Annotated in this window: 15 protein-coding genes; 4 read left to right on the top strand and 11 right to left on the bottom strand. The window is 64.6% G+C overall.

Features of this window, described 5'->3' with window-relative positions; all coding sequences use genetic code 11:
- Positions 1 to 47: 47 nt before the first annotated feature.
- Positions 48 to 2627: an ATP-dependent chaperone ClpB gene (gene clpB / locus AX725_RS17280; RefSeq protein WP_060978744.1), complete on the bottom strand. Its 2580-nt coding sequence runs from the start codon at positions 2625 to 2627 to the stop codon at positions 48 to 50.
- A gap of 99 nt (positions 2628 to 2726) precedes the next feature.
- Positions 2727 to 3614 (bottom strand): HpcH/HpaI aldolase/citrate lyase family protein, encoded by an 888-nt coding sequence (locus AX725_RS17275; protein WP_066114382.1) that lies wholly within the window; start codon positions 3612 to 3614, stop codon positions 2727 to 2729.
- Between the two features lie 387 nt (positions 3615 to 4001).
- Between AX725_RS17275 and AX725_RS17270 the strand changes: the two genes are divergently transcribed.
- Both AX725_RS17270 and AX725_RS17265 read left to right on the top strand, forming a co-directional pair.
- Positions 4002 to 4445 (top strand): winged helix DNA-binding protein, encoded by a 444-nt coding sequence (locus AX725_RS17270; protein WP_157759171.1) that lies wholly within the window; start codon positions 4002 to 4004, stop codon positions 4443 to 4445.
- Positions 4446 to 4517: 72 nt separating this feature from the next.
- The gene (locus AX725_RS17265; RefSeq protein WP_060978747.1) at positions 4518 to 4979 is read left to right on the top strand and encodes a PilZ domain-containing protein; all 462 of its coding nucleotides are present in this window, start codon (positions 4518 to 4520) and stop codon (positions 4977 to 4979) included.
- Positions 4980 to 5045: 66 nt separating this feature from the next.
- On the opposite strand, the gene serA is transcribed toward AX725_RS17265, so the two are convergent.
- The 4 genes from serA to AX725_RS17245 form a co-directional block, all read right to left on the bottom strand.
- On the bottom strand, positions 5046 to 6632 hold the full coding sequence (gene serA, locus AX725_RS17260) for a phosphoglycerate dehydrogenase (RefSeq protein WP_060978748.1): 1587 nt from the start codon (positions 6630 to 6632) through the stop codon (positions 5046 to 5048).
- Positions 6633 to 6791: 159 nt separating this feature from the next.
- Entirely contained in the window at positions 6792 to 7946 is a 1155-nt protein-coding gene (locus tag AX725_RS17255; protein WP_060978749.1) for a phosphoserine transaminase, read from the bottom strand.
- Between the two features lie 153 nt (positions 7947 to 8099).
- Positions 8100 to 8411, bottom strand: a complete 312-nt coding sequence (locus tag AX725_RS17250; protein ID WP_208597959.1) for a PepSY domain-containing protein — start codon at positions 8409 to 8411, stop codon at positions 8100 to 8102.
- 33 nt (positions 8412 to 8444) lie between these two features.
- A complete protein-coding gene (locus AX725_RS17245) occupies positions 8445 to 9056 on the bottom strand; it encodes a protein-methionine-sulfoxide reductase heme-binding subunit MsrQ (RefSeq protein WP_067512940.1) in 612 nt (203 codons plus the stop codon).
- 153 nt (positions 9057 to 9209) lie between these two features.
- Between AX725_RS17245 and AX725_RS17240 the strand changes: the two genes are divergently transcribed.
- Both AX725_RS17240 and AX725_RS17235 read left to right on the top strand, forming a co-directional pair.
- Positions 9210 to 10088 carry an extensin-like domain-containing protein gene (locus AX725_RS17240; RefSeq protein ID WP_208597960.1) on the top strand — a complete coding sequence of 293 codons (879 nt, stop codon included), beginning with the start codon at positions 9210 to 9212 and terminating at the stop codon, positions 10086 to 10088.
- Between the two features lie 25 nt (positions 10089 to 10113).
- Positions 10114 to 10983 (top strand): LOG family protein, encoded by an 870-nt coding sequence (locus AX725_RS17235; RefSeq protein ID WP_060978750.1) that lies wholly within the window; start codon positions 10114 to 10116, stop codon positions 10981 to 10983.
- A 4-nt stretch (positions 10984 to 10987) separates the two neighbouring features.
- On the opposite strand, the gene proC is transcribed toward AX725_RS17235, so the two are convergent.
- From proC to AX725_RS17210, 5 genes are all read right to left on the bottom strand, one after another.
- Positions 10988 to 11791 (bottom strand): pyrroline-5-carboxylate reductase, encoded by an 804-nt coding sequence (proC, locus tag AX725_RS17230; RefSeq protein ID WP_060978751.1) that lies wholly within the window; start codon positions 11789 to 11791, stop codon positions 10988 to 10990.
- A 155-nt stretch (positions 11792 to 11946) separates the two neighbouring features.
- Positions 11947 to 12471 (bottom strand): type III secretion system chaperone family protein, encoded by a 525-nt coding sequence (locus tag AX725_RS17225; RefSeq protein ID WP_208597962.1) that lies wholly within the window; start codon positions 12469 to 12471, stop codon positions 11947 to 11949.
- Between the two features lie 118 nt (positions 12472 to 12589).
- The gene (locus AX725_RS17220) at positions 12590 to 12859 is read right to left on the bottom strand and encodes an accessory factor UbiK family protein (protein ID WP_060978752.1); all 270 of its coding nucleotides are present in this window, start codon (positions 12857 to 12859) and stop codon (positions 12590 to 12592) included.
- Positions 12860 to 12966: 107 nt separating this feature from the next.
- Complete coding sequence (locus tag AX725_RS17215; protein ID WP_060978753.1) at positions 12967 to 13536, bottom strand: TspO/MBR family protein; 570 nt, start codon at positions 13534 to 13536, stop codon at positions 12967 to 12969.
- A 104-nt stretch (positions 13537 to 13640) separates the two neighbouring features.
- Complete coding sequence (locus AX725_RS17210) at positions 13641 to 14420, bottom strand: TlyA family RNA methyltransferase (RefSeq protein WP_060978754.1); 780 nt, start codon at positions 14418 to 14420, stop codon at positions 13641 to 13643.
- Positions 14421 to 15008: the final 588 nt, after the last annotated feature.

Here is a 15008-nt window from a genome sequence, read left to right as displayed (position 1 = left end):
TCCCTGGCCAGGGAGGGGAACGCGAATTCTTCAGCTGTTGTCGCCCCTTACCCAACCGTCAGCACGAGCTGCCCGTCGCCGTCCGTCACGTGCAACGTCGAGCCGTCGGGCACCTCGCCGCGCAGCAGCTTGTCGGCGAGCGCGTCCTGCAGATAGCGCTGGATCGCCCGCTTGAGCGGCCGCGCGCCATAGACCGGATCGTAACCCACCCGGCCGAGCCATTTGCGCGCGCTGTCGGTCAGGTCGATCGTGATCTTGCGATCCTTGAGCAGCTTCGCCACCCGCGCGACCTGGATGTCGACGATCGGCGCCATATGCTCCTCGCCCAGACGATGGAACAGGATGATCTCGTCGAGCCGGTTGAGGAATTCGGGGCGGAAATGCCCGCGCACGACTTCCATGACCTGCGGCTCGACATCCTTGACCTTCTGGTCCTCGGTCATGCCCGCGAGATACTGGCTGCCCAAGTTCGAGGTGAGGATGATCAGCGTGTTCGAGAAATCGACCGTGCGGCCCTGGCCATCGGTCAGACGGCCATCGTCGAGCACCTGCAGCAGCACGTTGAACACATCGGGATGCGCCTTTTCGACCTCGTCGAACAGCACGACCTGATAGGGCCGCCGCCGCACCGCCTCGGTCAGCACGCCGCCTTCCTCATAGCCGACATAGCCCGGAGGCGCGCCGATCAGCCGTGCGACCGCGTGCTTCTCCATGAACTCGCTCATGTCGATGCGCACCATCGCATTGTCGTCGTCGAACAGGAAGCCCGCCAGCGCGCGCGTCAGTTCGGTCTTGCCGACACCCGTGGGCCCGAGGAACAGGAAGCTGCCGAGTGGGCGGTTGGGGTCCTGCAGGCCTGCGCGCGAACGCCGGACCGCCTTGGACACCGCCTCGACCGCCGCCTGCTGGCCGATGACGCGCTTGCCGATATGCTCTTCCATGGCGAGCAGCTTCTCGCGCTCGCCCGCGAGCATCCGGTCGACCGGAATGCCGGTCCATTTGCTCACCACGGCAGCGATATCGTCCTCGGTCACTTCCTCGCGCAGCATCGCACCCGCCGTCTGGCTCTGTGCCTCGGCCAGCTTGCGCTCGAGTTCGGGAATGCGGCCATAGGACAGCTCGCCTGCCCGCGCGAGATCGCCATTGCGCTGCGCCTGTTCGAGCTCGATGCGCAGAGCGTCGAGCTCTTCCTTGAGCTTCGCCTCGGCATGGATCTTGTCCTTCTCGCCCTGCCAGCGCGTGGTCAGCTCGGCCGATTGCTGTTCCAGCTCGGCCAGGTCCTTCTGCAGCGTGGCGAGGCGGTCCTTCGAAGCCGCATCGCTTTCCTTGCCGAGCGCAGACGCCTCGATCTTGAGCTGGATGATCCGCCGGTCGAGCGCCTCGATCTCCTCGGGCTTGCTCTCCACTTCCATGCGGATGCGGCTCGCGGCCTCGTCCATCAGGTCGATCGCCTTGTCGGGCAGGAAGCGGTCCGAGATATAGCGGTTGGAGAGCGTCGCCGCCGCCACCAGCGCATTGTCGGTGATGCGCACGCCATGGTGCAGTTCGTATTTTTCCTTGAGGCCGCGCAGGATCGAGATCGTGTCCTCGACATTGGGCTCGCCGACGAACACCGGCTGGAATCGCCGCTGGAGCGCGGGGTCCTTTTCGACATGCTTCTGATATTCGTCGAGCGTCGTCGCGCCGATGCAGTGCAGTTCGCCGCGCGCCAATGCGGGCTTGAGCAAGTTCGAGGCGTCCATCGCGCCCTCGCCCTTGCCGGCACCGACCAGCGTGTGCATCTCGTCGATGAACAGGATGATCTCGCCCTCGGCGCCCTTGACCTCGTCGAGCACGGCCTTGAGCCGTTCCTCGAACTCGCCGCGATATTTTGCGCCCGCGATCAGCGCGCCCATGTCGAGCGCCATCAGGCGGCGGTCCTTGAGGCTGTCGGGCACGTCGCCATTGGCGATGCGCAGCGCGAGGCCTTCGGCGATCGCGGTCTTGCCGACGCCGGGTTCGCCGATCAGCACAGGATTGTTCTTGGTGCGGCGCGCGAGAATCTGCACCGTGCGGCGGATTTCCTCGTCGCGGCCGATCACCGGATCGAGCTTGCCCTCGCGCGCCACCGCCGTCAGGTCGCGGGCATATTTCTTCATCGCCTCATAGCTTTCCTCGGCGCTCGCCGAGGTCGCGGTGCGGCCACCGCGCAGATCGTTGATCGCGGTGTTGAGCCCCTCGGGCGTCACGCCTGCCTTGGCCAGCGCATCGCCCGCCTTGGTGCCCTTGGCGAGCGCAATGGCGAGCAGCAGCCGTTCGACGGTGACAAAGCTGTCGCCCGCCTTGCTGGCAACCTGTTCGGCGCTGTCGAGCAGGCGCACCGCGTCATTGTCCAGACCCGGCGTCTGTTGCGCGCCACCACCCGAGACGGCAGGCACCTTGGCGAGCAGGGCGTCGACCTCCTGCACTGCAGCGGGAGCGTTGCCGCCCGCACGCGCGATCAGGCCCGCGGCCATGCCTTCGGAGTCTTCGAGCAGCGCCTTGAGGATATGTTCCGGGCTGATCCGCTGATGGCTCATCCGAATGGCAACAGTCTGCGCCGATTGCAGAAAGCCTTTGGCGCGGTCGGTAAATTTCTCGAGGTTCATGGGAGTTTCTCCACCCTATCTAGCCCTTGCCGCCAAGACATAGTGTTGCATCTTTGCAACGCAAGGGGAGCGGTTGCAGAATTTGCGAGAGGGTCGCGTTCAGCCCCGGCCCACGCGCGCCAGCAGCTGCAGCGCGCGCGACAGATGCGGGCGGTCGAGCATGCCGCCCTTGTAGCCGATCGTCCCAGCGCCGGGATGGGCCGCGAACAGGTCGACGATCGCCTGCGCTTCAGCCAGCTCCTCCTCGCTGGGGGTGAAGGCGGAATTGATGACATCGACCTGCGCCGGATGGATCGCGAGCATGCCCGCAAAGCCGTCGCGGCGCACCTTTTCGGCGCGTGCCTTCAGACCATCCAGATCGCGGAAATCGCCCTGGATCGTCTCGATCGCGGCAACCCCTGCAGCGGCTGCACCGAGCAGGCAAAGGCTGCGCGCGAGCTCATAGGTAAAGCCATAGCTTCCATCGGCATTGCGATTGCTGGCCGCGCCGATCGAATCGGCCAGATCCTCCGCGCCCCAGCTCATCGCGACGAGCCGCGCGGCTCCCTTGTAGTCGCCGGTGGTGAACATCGCCTCGGCCGTTTCGGTGACCAGCGCGATCACCGGGGTTGATCCCTGTTCGATCCCGTTCGCCACCTCGAGCGCAGAGAGATAATGGTCGAGAAGCTCGACATCGTGCCGACCACGCGCCTTGGGCAGCATGATGCCACCGGGCCGCGCGGGCATGATCGCGGCAAGATCCTGCAGCGTCCAGGGTCCGTCGAGTGGGTTGACCCGCACCCATAGCCGCTCGAGCCCATCGCTTCGGCTGGCCAGCTGGTCACGCACCAGGCTGCGCGCCATCGGCTTGTTCTCGGTCGAGACGGCATCTTCCAGATCGAACAGCGCGATATCGGCGGCACTCTCTGCCGCCTTGGCCATCTTCTTCTCGCTGTCGCCAGGGGCAAACAGCCACGACCGCATCGGAAGGTGGAGCATTTCGGTCATCGCCTCGGGTCCGTTGTAACTTGCGCTTTTTTTGACACCTTTACCGCGGCGCTGACCAAGCGCAATCGCCCAGCGAACCCGGACAAGGCTCGCGAGGCGCGGGCAAAGGTTAAAGACCCGATTTCACGCGATAATTGCGCGCATAGCAGTGAATTCTTCGTCGATCGCTCGGCAGGTTTCGTAGCCCGACGCGCAATATTCGATCCGAAATGGAAGCAAAAAATACCCCTGTTACGGGTCCACCCCCTAAAAACCGGGGTGGTAAGCAATTGAAGATGCTGCAAGAACTCTCGTCACAGAGCCAACGCCGCCCATCGGTCAGAAGGATCGATCGGATGAGGCGATAACAAGGCCAACGGGCGCGCGCGCAACAACAGGGATATGCACGTGAAATCGTTAGCGAGAGAGACCAGCCCCCGCCCCGCCACCACGTGGCACCGTCCCATCCGCCCGGAAGGCGTGCAGAACGATGCTCCTCGCACGGCGCAGAACGATGGTGATCGCCGCACCCGGCTGGTGATGCGCGAACAGCAATCGGCACGCCTGCGGAGCAGCTGCTTCCCCGAGCTCAAGCTGCGCAACCCGCTCTGGGACATGCTGGTCGCGCTGCTGGCCGCCAAGCGCAACGGCAATCAGCTCTCGATGAGCGACCTGTGCCTGATGAGCGATGCTCCGGAAAGCACCGCGCTGCGGCTGATTCACCAGCTGCGCGAAAAGGGCTATGCCGACATGGTGCCCGACCGTTCGGATCGTCGGCGCACCCGCGTGACGCTGACCAGCCTGGGTGAAGCTCAATTCGATCAGTATCTTGACCGGTTCGAGCTGGCCTGACCGGCGCTTCTTGCGTTTTACCTCGATTTAAGGGTTTCTGTTTAGGGCTGAGGTGCAAAGGACGCACCCACCATGTCATTCGGCAAAAAAGGACTGACAGGACCTACCTTCGACGCAGCGCCGCAGGGTGATGCGAACCTGCCGCAACGCGAGCCGCGTGTGCATCGGTTGATGAAGGTCACGCTGTTCCACGAAAGGTTCGGCAGCGCCGATGGGGTGATCCGCGACATTTCGAGCGGTGGCCTGGGCGGTCGGTGCGCCGCGCCTCTGGAGCCCGGCGATGTGGTCGAGATCGACCGGCCGGGCCTGGGGCGTTTCGAGGCGGAGGTGCGCTGGGTACGCAACGGCCAGTTCGGCGCGCAGCTGACATCCGACCTCAGGATCGACACCAAGGAGGTGCAGAGCCTGTCCTTCAACAATTCCAATTGGGACACGAAGGTCAACAAGCCGCTGGAGAATCACGTGTTCACACGGTTCAAGCCGATGCAGAACACCTATCGCCCCACCATCTCGCTGGCCCGCCGCGACAAATAGGCGCAGTGGCCTCGGCGGCGATTGCCCTGCCCCGGCCTCTCGGCCTGCAGGCAGGGCAATATAAGGTCAATCGAACTTCAGGCTCTTGACGGTCTTCACTCCGGCAAGCTGGCACAGCTTCCACAGCACCGGCTCCTCGACCGCGCCGTCGAGCGACAGCAGCAGCACCGCCTCGCCACCCGCGCGCGCTTCGCGGCGACCGAGGTGGAAGGTCGCGATGTTGACATTGGCCTCACCCAGCGTCGATCCCAGACGACCGATGAAACCCGGCTCGTCGCGGTTGACGATGTAGAGCATATGCCCGGCGAGATCGGCTTCGATCTTGATGCCGTAGATCTCGACCAGACGCGGCGTCGCGTTGCCGAACAGCGTACCCGCGACCGAGCGCTCGCCATCCGCCGTCGCAACCGAAACGCGCACCAGCGTGTGATAATCGCCCTCGCGGTCATGCCGCACCTCGCGCACGTCGAGCCCACGATCCTTGGCGAGGAACGGCGCATTGACCATGTTCACCGCGTCGCTGAACGCGCTCATGAAGCCCGCCAGCACCGCAGCGGTGATCGGCTTCATGTCGAGCTCGGCCGCCGCGCCCTCGACCTCGATCGCGATGCTCTTGACGCGGTCGCTCTCGAGCTGGCCGACGAGGCGGCCGAGATTGGTCGCCAGCGCCATATAGGGGCGCAGCTTCGGCGCCTGTTCCGCCGAGAGGCTGGGCATGTTGAGCGCGTTGGTCACGCCACCCTTGACCAGATAGTCGGCCATCTGTTCGGCGACCTGGATCGCGACATTGACCTGCGCCTCGCTGGTCGAAGCGCCCAGATGCGGCGTTGCGACGAAGTTCGGCGTGTTGAACAGCGGATGCTCGTGCGCCGGCTCGGTCGCGAACACGTCGAGCGCCGCGCCTGCGACATGCCCCGAATCGAGCGCGTCCTTGAGCGCCGCCTCGTCGATCAGCCCGCCGCGCGCGCAGTTGATGATGCGCACGCCCTTCTTGGTCTTGGCCAGCGCTTCCTTGCTCAGGATGTTGCGCGTCTGGTCGGTCAGCGGGGTGTGGAGCGTGATGAAATCGGCGCGCGCGAGCAGGTCATCGAGCGTCACCTTCTCGATGCCCAGTTCCACCGCGCGTTCGGGCGTCAGAAAGGGATCGAACGCGATGACCTTCATCTTCAGGCCCAGCGCCCGGTCGGCCACGATCGAGCCGATATTGCCCGCGCCGATCAGGCCCAGCGTCTTGGCGGTCAGCTCGACGCCCATGAAGCGGTTCTTTTCCCACTTGCCGGCCTGGGTCGAGGCATCGGCCTCGGGCAGCTGGCGGGCAAGCGCGAACATCAGCGCGATGGCATGTTCGGCAGTGGTGATCGAGTTGCCGAACGGCGTGTTCATCACGACCACGCCCTTGGCCGAGGCAGCGGGGATGTCGACATTGTCGACGCCGATTCCGGCGCGGCCGACGACTTTGAGGTTGGTCGCGGCATCCAGGATCGCCTTGGTCACCTTGGTCGAGGAGCGGATGGCGAGACCATCATACTGGCCGATGATTGCGGCCAGCTCTTCGGGGGTCTGGCCGGTGATCACATCGACCTCGCAACCGCGCTCGCGGAAGATCTGCGCGGCCTTGGGGTCCATCTTGTCGGAAATAAGCACTTTGGGCATTTTATGTCTCCCTCTCCCCTTCAAGGGAGAGGGCCGGGGAGAGGGGAACGGCCTCTGGTCCCGGCCCTATTGTTGAGTGAAATGAAGCGGGTAAGCCCCTCTCCCTTCGCCGCTGCGCGGCTCTTCCCTCTCCCCTAAAGGAGAGAGGGCGGGTGGGTGTTACTTGGAAGTGAGTTCCGAATAGGCCCAGTCGAGCCAGGGGCCGAGCGCCTCGATATCGGCGGTCTCGACCGTCGCACCGCACCAGATGCGCAGGCCCGGAGGGGCATCGCGATAGCCCGCGATGTCGAAGGCCGCGCCTTCCTTTTCGAGCAGTCCGGCAAAGGCCTTGATAAAGGCCTCGTCCGCGCCCTCGACCGTCAGGCAGACGCTGGTGGTCGATCGTGTGGCGGGATCGGGCGCGAGATGGCCGAGCCACGGACGCGCCTCAACGATGGCGTCGAGCGCCGCTGCATTGGCGTTGGAACGCGCGATCATCGCATCGGCACCGCCCAGCGACTTGCCCCATTCGAGCGCGAAGATCGCATCTTCCACCGCCAGCATCGACGGGGTGTTGATCGTCTCGCCCTTGAACACGCCTTCGGCGAGCTTGCCCTTGCTCATCAGGCGGAACACCTTGGGCAGCGGCCAGGCAGGGGTGTAGGTCTCGAGCCGCTCGACCGCACGCGGGCCGAGGATCAGCACGCCATGCGCGCCTTCGCCGCCCAGCACCTTCTGCCAGGAGAAGGTGGCGACATCGATCTTGTCCCAGGGCAGGTCATAGGCGAACACCGCGCTGGTGGCGTCGGCAAAGCTCAGGCCTTCGCGGTCGGCCGCGATCCAGTCGCCATTGGGGACGCGCGCGCCCGAGGTGGTGCCGTTCCAGGTGAACAGCACGTCGTGCGACCAGTCGACCGCGTTCAGATCGGGGATCTGGCCGTAATCGGCGCGCAGGATGACGGGATCGAGCTTGAGCTGCTTGGCGGCATCGGTCACCCAGCCTTCGCCGAAGCTTTCCCAGGCAAGCGCGGTGACGGGGCGAGCGCCCAGCATCGTCCACATCGCCATTTCGAAGGCGCCGGTGTCCGATCCGGGCACGATGCCGATCCGGTGGGTGTCGGGGAGCTTCAGAAGCTCGCGCATCAGGTCGATGCAATATTGCAGCCGCGCCTTGCCGATCTTCGACCGGTGCGAACGTCCCAGCGATTCGGTGGAAAGTTGTGCTGCCGACCAGCCCGGCGGCTTTGCGCAGGGGCCCGAGGAAAAATACGGGCGGGCAGGCAGGGTGGCAGGTTTCTTGGCGAGCACAGCGCCCGCACCAACGGTATCAGTCATGTCAGTCTCTCCTTGCAGAGAGCACGCGCGGCGTTGGGACCGCGTGGCCCGTCGACGGCCCTAGGGGCGAATTGCACATAAAGCAATCACCAAATGCCGAACGGGTCCAGATTCGCGCCGCCCTGCGCAACAAATGCACAGGGCGGCGACGAATCACTTCTTGAAAATGACCTTGCCGCGCTGCGAGACGAGCAGCTTTTCCATGGTCACCGGGTGGAAATAGGCCTCGACATTCTGGCCCTCGGGGGTCACGCCATAGACCTCGTAGCAGCCGCCATCGACCTTCGACTTCTTGACCGTCCAGCCGTCCTTCTTGAGCTTGGCTTCCAGATCGGTGCGGCTCTTCCAGCCCGTCTGCGGGCCCGCGTCGCACTTCATCTTGCCGGTGGCAAAGGCATCCGGAGCAGCGGAAAACTGCATCGCGGTGGCGGCGGCGACGGCCAGCATGGCCTGTGCGAATTTCATCAGACGTCCCTCTTCTCTCAAGCGTTCAAGCGGTTAAAGCCCCAATGCTCCTGCCTGTGTGCCACGGCGCGCTGAACGCCGCTTGAACATAAGCATGACCCGTGCGGTTTCCAGAATCAGCAGCGGAACAAAATGCACGACCATCCCCATATATTCGCCGTCAACGTACACCCAGTGCAGCGCGATCAGCAAGGCAGCAGGATAGACCAGCCGCTGCAGCCGCTTCCAGTTCGCGCGCATCGCCCGTTGCGAGGCGTTGTTGCTGGTCACCCCCATGGCGACGAAGATGGCGAGCGCCGCATAGCCGGTCCAGATGCTGAAGATCAGTGCCTCTTCCGCGATCATGCCCCAGTCGCCCATGTCATAGAGATAGAAGGCCAGGTGCAGCACGCCATAAAGGCACGCCGCCACGCCCAGTGCGCGGCGCCGTGCGAGCAGCCAGTCGAGCCAGCGCCTGCGCCCGAAGATCGCGCGCAGCGGCGAGATCATCATCGCGATGATCATGAATCGGACCGAGAACTCGCCGCTCGGGTGGATCAGATCGAATGCGGTCACCGGATCGCGCAGGAAGCCGATGGACATGCCAATCGCGGGAATCGCCAGCAACACCCAGAAAAACCCATGCACGTTGATCAATCGCAACATCGTGTCCGCACCCATCCTCAAAGCGCACCGCTTCGTCCCGGCCAGCGCTAGTCCTGCCGCAAGGTCCGCGCAATGCCGCGCTTTCGTTCCCTATCGCAGCGTTAACCATTTTCGGAACAACAGGGTTAAATTTCATTGAGTAGGATCAACGCCATGGAACGAGGCGTTCATCAAGGTCCCTCCCTGGCCGCTGGTGGCCCGCTGCCCCTGGGCGGCGGCGACAGTGCGCAGATGAACGCTGGCGAAGGCGCGGGCCTGCACAGGAGTGCACGGTCCGCGCCGCGTCGCCTCGATCCCCGTTTCACCGCCATGATCGAATCGCCCGAGCTGCAGCGCATGGCGCTGGTCGCGGCGCTTTCGGTCCTGATCGCAGGCTGCTCGATGCTGCCCGAAGGACGCGGCCTGTCGCGGGCGCCCGTTTCCGCTCCCGCACGAAGCCAGCAGGCGATGCGCCCAGCACTCCCCGCTCCGCCGCTGGCCGACACGCGCCAGTGCATCAGCCAGCTCAGCCAGGCCAAGGTCCGCTTCACACCGGTGCCCGACCAGACCTTCGGCGCGGGCTGCTCGCAGCTCGGCAGCGTTCGCCTTTCGGCGATCAGCCTGATGGAAGCCGGGCGCGGGCGCAGCGAGCTGGCGATCAGCAATATCGGCCCGGTGCGCTGCGAACTGGCGCAGCGCTTTGCCGGATGGGCGCAATATGGCATTGCCCGCGCCGCCGAGCAGATGCTGGGCAGCCCGCTCGTCAAGATCGAGACCATGGGCAGCTATTCCTGCCGCAATATTGCCGGCTCGCTCAAGCTCTCGCAGCATGCGCATGCCAATGCCATCGACATTGCCGGGTTCGTGCTGGCCGATGGCCGCCGCATCTCGGTCAAGGACGGGTGGAACGGCAGCAACCAGGAGCGCGCGTTCCTGCGCACCATCCATGCCAGCGCCTGCAAGCGCTTCGGAACGGTGCTCGGACCCGAATACAATGCCGCGCACCGCGATCACCTGCATGTCGACATGAGCGGCCAAGGCTATTGCCGATAAGGCGATCGCCCCTTAATTGCGGGCGATGACCAAGAAAGACCTGACCGAGCCGCGCTTTCGCCGCGCCGCCGAAGACGCCAAGACCGCCGAACGCGCGGTTCACGACACCCCCCAGACCCAGGACCCGGCCTACCGTCTGGCCTTTGGCGACACCGAATTCCTGTTGCGCCAGGAATTGCGCCCGGTGCGCTTCCAGCTGGAACTGCTCAAGCCCGAGATGCTGCTCGAAGAGGCCGGAATCGGCTCCACGCTGGTGATCTATGGCTCCGCGCGCATCCCCGCGCCCGACAAGACCGAAGGCATGGTCGAGGCCGCGCGCAGCCCCGAGGAAAAGAAGGTTGCCGAACGGCTGGTCGCCAAGGCGAAATATTATGACGAGGCGCGCAAGCTTGCGCAGCTGGCCAGCGAATGCGGCGTGGTCGAAGACGGCAAGCGCCAGTTCGTCGTCTGCTCGGGCGGCGGCCCCTCGATCATGGAAGCCGCGAACCGCGGCGCGGCCGACGTCGGCATGGATTCGGTCGGGCTGAACATCGTGCTGCCGCACGAACAGGCGCCCAACCGCTATGTCACCCCGCACCTGTCGTTCCAGTTCCATTATTTCGCGCTGCGCAAGATGCACTTCCTGCTCCGTGCCCGCGCGGTCGCCGTCTTCCCCGGCGGCTTCGGCACGTTCGACGAATTCTTCGAACTGCTGACGCTGATCCAGACCGGCAAGATGGCGCCGATCCCCATCATGCTGTTCGGCAAGGACTTCTGGAACCGCGTCGTCAATTTCGAGGCGCTGGCGGAGGAAGGCGTGATCTCGCCGGGCAATCTCGACCTGTTCAGCTTTGTCGAGACGGCAGACGAGGCCTGGACGAAGATCCGGACCTTCTACGACCTGCCCTGCAGCTGAGCGGTTACTGACCCAGTTCGACGCTGCGCTTGGCCGCCGCTGCCATGGCCTCGGCCACCAGCCGGTCGAGCGCGGCGTCGGCATCGAACACGTTGAGCGCAGCGCGCGTCGTGCCGCCGGGGCTGGCGACGCGCTCGGCGAGCTGGGTGGGGCTCTCGTCGGAACGGTGCGCCAGCTCGGCCGAGCCGCGTACCATCGCCATCGCGAAGCGCGCGGCCTGATCGGCGGGCATGCCGAGACCTTCCGCGGCCTTGCCCAGCGCGTCGATGAAGCGGAACAGATAGGCCGGGCCCGAACCACTCAATGCGGTGACAAGGTGCATCTGCGCCTCCTCGGCCAGCCATTCGGCGGAGCCCAGCATGCCAAACAAGGATTCAAGCCGGGCGCGGTCGTCATCGCCCAGCCCGTCGGCGTAGAGCGCGGTGACCGACTGGCCGATGCTCACCGCCATGTTTGGCATGATCCGCGCCACCGCGCGGGCGTGCGGAAGCGCAGCACGCAGCCCTGCGCAATCCACCCCCGCAAGCATCGAGACGACCAGCGCCTGCGACAGGTCGACCCCCGCCAGCTGTGGTGCGACATCGCCCAGCATCTGCGGCTTGATTCCCAGCAGCAGCCAGTCGGGCGCGGAAAGGCCGGGATCGATTTCGGTCAGGTGACGTACGCCCTGGGGCAGGTCGCGCGGTGACGGATCGACCACGGTGACATTGGCAGGATCGAGTCCTTGCGCAAACCAGCCGCGCAGCATGGCACCAGCCATATTGCCCGAGCCTATGACCAGAAGGGATTTTGGGAAAAGGTCAGGCATCCCACCTCCGTTTGTCCCGAGCCCTTCGACTGGCTGGCAAGCCATCCGCTCAGGGTAAACTTAAATCGAGGGACGTTACTCTGAACCGTTGTGCATGCGTCCCTCGACTTCGCTCGGGACAAACGGATCAGGGTCAGGCGTCAGCTCTCTCGTGCTCAAGCCTCGCCCTGGGTATCGATCAGCGCCGCCGCCAGCGCTTCCTGCGGGCTCTTATCGCCCCAGAGGATGAACTGGAACACCGGATAGAAGCGGTCGCACTCGTCGATTGCTGCCTCCACCGCTAGCTGCGCCTGATCGAGCCCCAGCATCGCATCGCTCCCCAGCATCATGCCGTTGCGATAGAGCACGACGCCGCTGTTCGACCAGATGTCGAAATGGCCGAGCCACAGCTGCTCGTTGATCAGCGCCAGCGCCTCGCAGATCACCGCGAACTTGTCGTCGGGAACGCGGATGTCGGGCATGGCGAGCAGTTGCAGCACATTGTCCTCGTGCCGCCAGATCGCGCGCAGCTGATAGCTGGTCCAGCTGCCCTTGACCTCGGTCAGCAGCTCGTCCTCGCCCACCATCTCGCACGGCCAGCCGCGCGCTTCGAACAGCGCGGCCAGCATGTCGACCGGCGCGGCTTCCTCCCGATCCAGGTCAAGCTGCTGTTCGTTCATGAAATTCCTTTCGCGCCCCATGGCACATGTTCCAAGATGACCCGATGCCCGGTTGCACGCAATGGGCGGACGATCGACCACCGTCCGCCTTGTCTCGAAGTCTGTTCAAAAACTGTGGATAAGCAGGGGTAATGTCGCCTTACTCGGCCCCGCCTGCAGCCTTGGCCGAAAGGGCCGCTTCCAGCGCCGCAACGCGCGCCTTGAGGCTCTCCGACTCCTCGCGCGCCTTGGCGGCCATTTCCTTGACCGCCTCGAATTCCTCGCGGCTGACGAAATCGAGGCCCGCAATCCACTCGCGGGTGCGTTCGCGCGCGCTCTCGCCCGCCTCGCGGCTCATGCCCGCGACGGTGCCGGCCAGGCCGTTGATGAACTTGGCGAAATCGCCGCCGAATTCGGACTTGTTCTGCATGTCTCACTCCTTGGGGAAAGACGCGTCCCGCGTCCCAATATCAGTTTATCATGGGCTTCCCACGGTAATAGCATGTGGGGACCGTGCCCGCCAATCGCAACCGCGCGTTACTGGCTCGGCGGGGCGAGCTGGATGCGCTGCGCATCGCGCGGCACCACCAGCTGTTCGGCATTCGGGTTGAGTTCGTCGATCTGCTTGTTGAGCACCGAGGCAAAGCATAGCCAGGCGAGATAGGGCACCATCAGCCATGCGGCGAGCGGACGGATGCGCCCGAACACGATCGTCGTGGCAAAGGCGGCGACGAACACCGCAACCAGCAGGTAGAAGGCGCCCGACACCTGGTGCATGCGGAAGAAATAGATCGGCCAGGCGAGGTTGAGCGCGAGCTGGACGAAGAACAGCAGCACCGCAAGACCGCGCAGGGGCGCGCCGCGCGCGGTAACCACCACGGTCAGCGCAAGGCCCATCATGACGTACAGGATCGACCAGGCGATGCCGAACGCCGCACCCGGCGGCTGCGCCTCGGGCTTTACCAGCGCCTGGAACCAGCGATTCTCCTCACCCGATCCGGAAAAATTGCTGACTCCGAAGCCGAGCAGAACGACCAGTGGCACGAACAGCAGCGCCCAGCGCACAAAGGCGAGGCGGAGCTGCATGGGAGAGGCAATTTCATTCATCGAGGCGGATTCTCCTGCCCGCAAAAAGGGCTTGACCCTTCGCATATCGGATTCGTTTGGCGCACGCCAGCGCGGTTTACCAAGGTTTTCCGTGCCGTTGCGGGTCAGCAGCTGCGCCCCTTCTGCGCCGCGACGAGGAATTCGATATTGCCGCTCGGGCCCGTAATCGGGCTTTGTGTCAGCCCGGTGACAGGCCAGTCGATGCTCTCCAGCCAGCGCATCACCCGGTCGCACACCGCCGCGTGCAGCGCTGGATCGCGCACCACCCCGCCTTTGCCGATTTGGTCCTTGCCAACCTCGAACTGCGGCTTGATCAGCGCCGCGAGCCATGCGCCTGGCTTCGCGAACGACATCGGCACCGGCAGCACCTTGTCGAGCGCGATGAAACTCGCATCGCACACCACGATGTCGATCGGCCGGGTGATATGCGCCTCGGTCAGGATGCGCGCGCTGGTCTGTTCGTGCACCGTGACCCGGTCGTCCTGGCGCAGCTTCCAGGCGAGCTGGTTGGTGCCGCTGTCCACCGCGAACACATGCGCCGCGCCGCGCGTCAGCAGCACATCGGTAAAGCCGCCGGTCGACGATCCGACATCGATCGCGGTCATGCCGGTGACATCGATGCCAAAATGGTCAAGCGCGTGCGCGAGCTTGATGCCGCCGCGCGACACCCAGGGATGATCACGCCCGCGCACCTCGATCGCGGCATCGCTCATCACCGTCTCGCCCGCCTTGGCGACCTTGCGCTCGCCTGCGAACACCAGCCCCGCCAGGATCAGCGCCTGCGCGCGCGAGCGGCTCTCGGCGAGCCCCCGATCGACCAGCAACTGGTCGATCCGCGTCTTGCGCGGCTTGTCGGACGATGGGCGGGGGGTCTGCTCTGCCATGGGGCCGGTTCTTAACCGCGCACACGGCGCTTTGCGAGCGCGAGATGATTACCCGGAAAAAATTGAATTACAAGACTTGCGATGGCTCCGGCGATGATTCACATAAGGGGTGCAAGGAATACAGATCGTCAGAACCCCAGTAAAACCGGGTTTTTGCGAATGGCCCTTCACTTGGTTTCAACATAGCGAAAGGAGGTGATCCGATGTCTCATGGTTCAGCAAGAGGGTCGGTCAAGTCCATTCGGAGTGTTCGCGGCTGATAGCCATCTGCCCTTTGGTCAGGGCAGGCGCTTTCATCAAGCGCGACATACATTCCGAAGGCGGCACTTCCGGCCGCTGACCATGTGATGGGCCGCGCGGGGAGCTGTGACTCCCGGCGGCCCCTCTCATTTCATGGTTACCCAGAGCGTTGAAGCGCGATGCTCCGCTACGGGTTTTGTTTTTTTCCCCAAATCGATGGCCCAGAGCGGCACACCCGATTGCTCTCTCCCCTTCAGGGGAGAGATGCGAAGGCTTATCGGCTGTGCCGATTAGCCGTAGCTGAGAGGGGCCTGCGTAGAGCACTCCCCCCTCCCAACCCTCCCTCCT

This window comes from Blastomonas sp. CCH9-A1, assembly GCF_001557175.1.
Taxonomy (GTDB): domain Bacteria; phylum Pseudomonadota; class Alphaproteobacteria; order Sphingomonadales; family Sphingomonadaceae; genus Blastomonas; species Blastomonas delafieldii_A.
This window is presented reverse-complemented; position numbering and strand designations above follow the sequence as displayed.

What these genes read in the sequence shown, in the direction of transcription:
- clpB (WP_060978744.1), bottom strand. Translation starts at nt 2,627, where the DNA reads ATGAACCTCGAGAAATTTACCGACCGCGCCAAAGGCTTTCTGCAATCG.
- AX725_RS17275 (WP_066114382.1), bottom strand. Translation starts at nt 3,614, where the DNA reads ATGACCGAAATGCTCCACCTTCCGATGCGGTCGTGGCTGTTTGCCCCT.
- AX725_RS17265 (WP_060978747.1), top strand. Translation starts at nt 4,518, where the DNA reads ATGTCATTCGGCAAAAAAGGACTGACAGGACCTACCTTCGACGCAGCG.
- serA (WP_060978748.1), bottom strand. Translation starts at nt 6,632, where the DNA reads ATGCCCAAAGTGCTTATTTCCGACAAGATGGACCCCAAGGCCGCGCAG.
- AX725_RS17255 (WP_060978749.1), bottom strand. Translation starts at nt 7,946, where the DNA reads ATGACTGATACCGTTGGTGCGGGCGCTGTGCTCGCCAAGAAACCTGCC.
- AX725_RS17250 (WP_208597959.1), bottom strand. Translation starts at nt 8,411, where the DNA reads ATGAAATTCGCACAGGCCATGCTGGCCGTCGCCGCCGCCACCGCGATG.
- AX725_RS17245 (WP_067512940.1), bottom strand. Translation starts at nt 9,056, where the DNA reads ATGTTGCGATTGATCAACGTGCATGGGTTTTTCTGGGTGTTGCTGGCG.
- AX725_RS17240 (WP_208597960.1), top strand. Translation starts at nt 9,210, where the DNA reads ATGGAACGAGGCGTTCATCAAGGTCCCTCCCTGGCCGCTGGTGGCCCG.
- AX725_RS17235 (WP_060978750.1), top strand. Translation starts at nt 10,114, where the DNA reads ATGACCAAGAAAGACCTGACCGAGCCGCGCTTTCGCCGCGCCGCCGAA.
- proC (WP_060978751.1), bottom strand. Translation starts at nt 11,791, where the DNA reads ATGCCTGACCTTTTCCCAAAATCCCTTCTGGTCATAGGCTCGGGCAAT.
- AX725_RS17225 (WP_208597962.1), bottom strand. Translation starts at nt 12,471, where the DNA reads ATGGGGCGCGAAAGGAATTTCATGAACGAACAGCAGCTTGACCTGGAT.
- AX725_RS17220 (WP_060978752.1), bottom strand. Translation starts at nt 12,859, where the DNA reads ATGCAGAACAAGTCCGAATTCGGCGGCGATTTCGCCAAGTTCATCAAC.
- AX725_RS17215 (WP_060978753.1), bottom strand. Translation starts at nt 13,536, where the DNA reads ATGAATGAAATTGCCTCTCCCATGCAGCTCCGCCTCGCCTTTGTGCGC.
- AX725_RS17210 (WP_060978754.1), bottom strand. Translation starts at nt 14,420, where the DNA reads ATGGCAGAGCAGACCCCCCGCCCATCGTCCGACAAGCCGCGCAAGACG.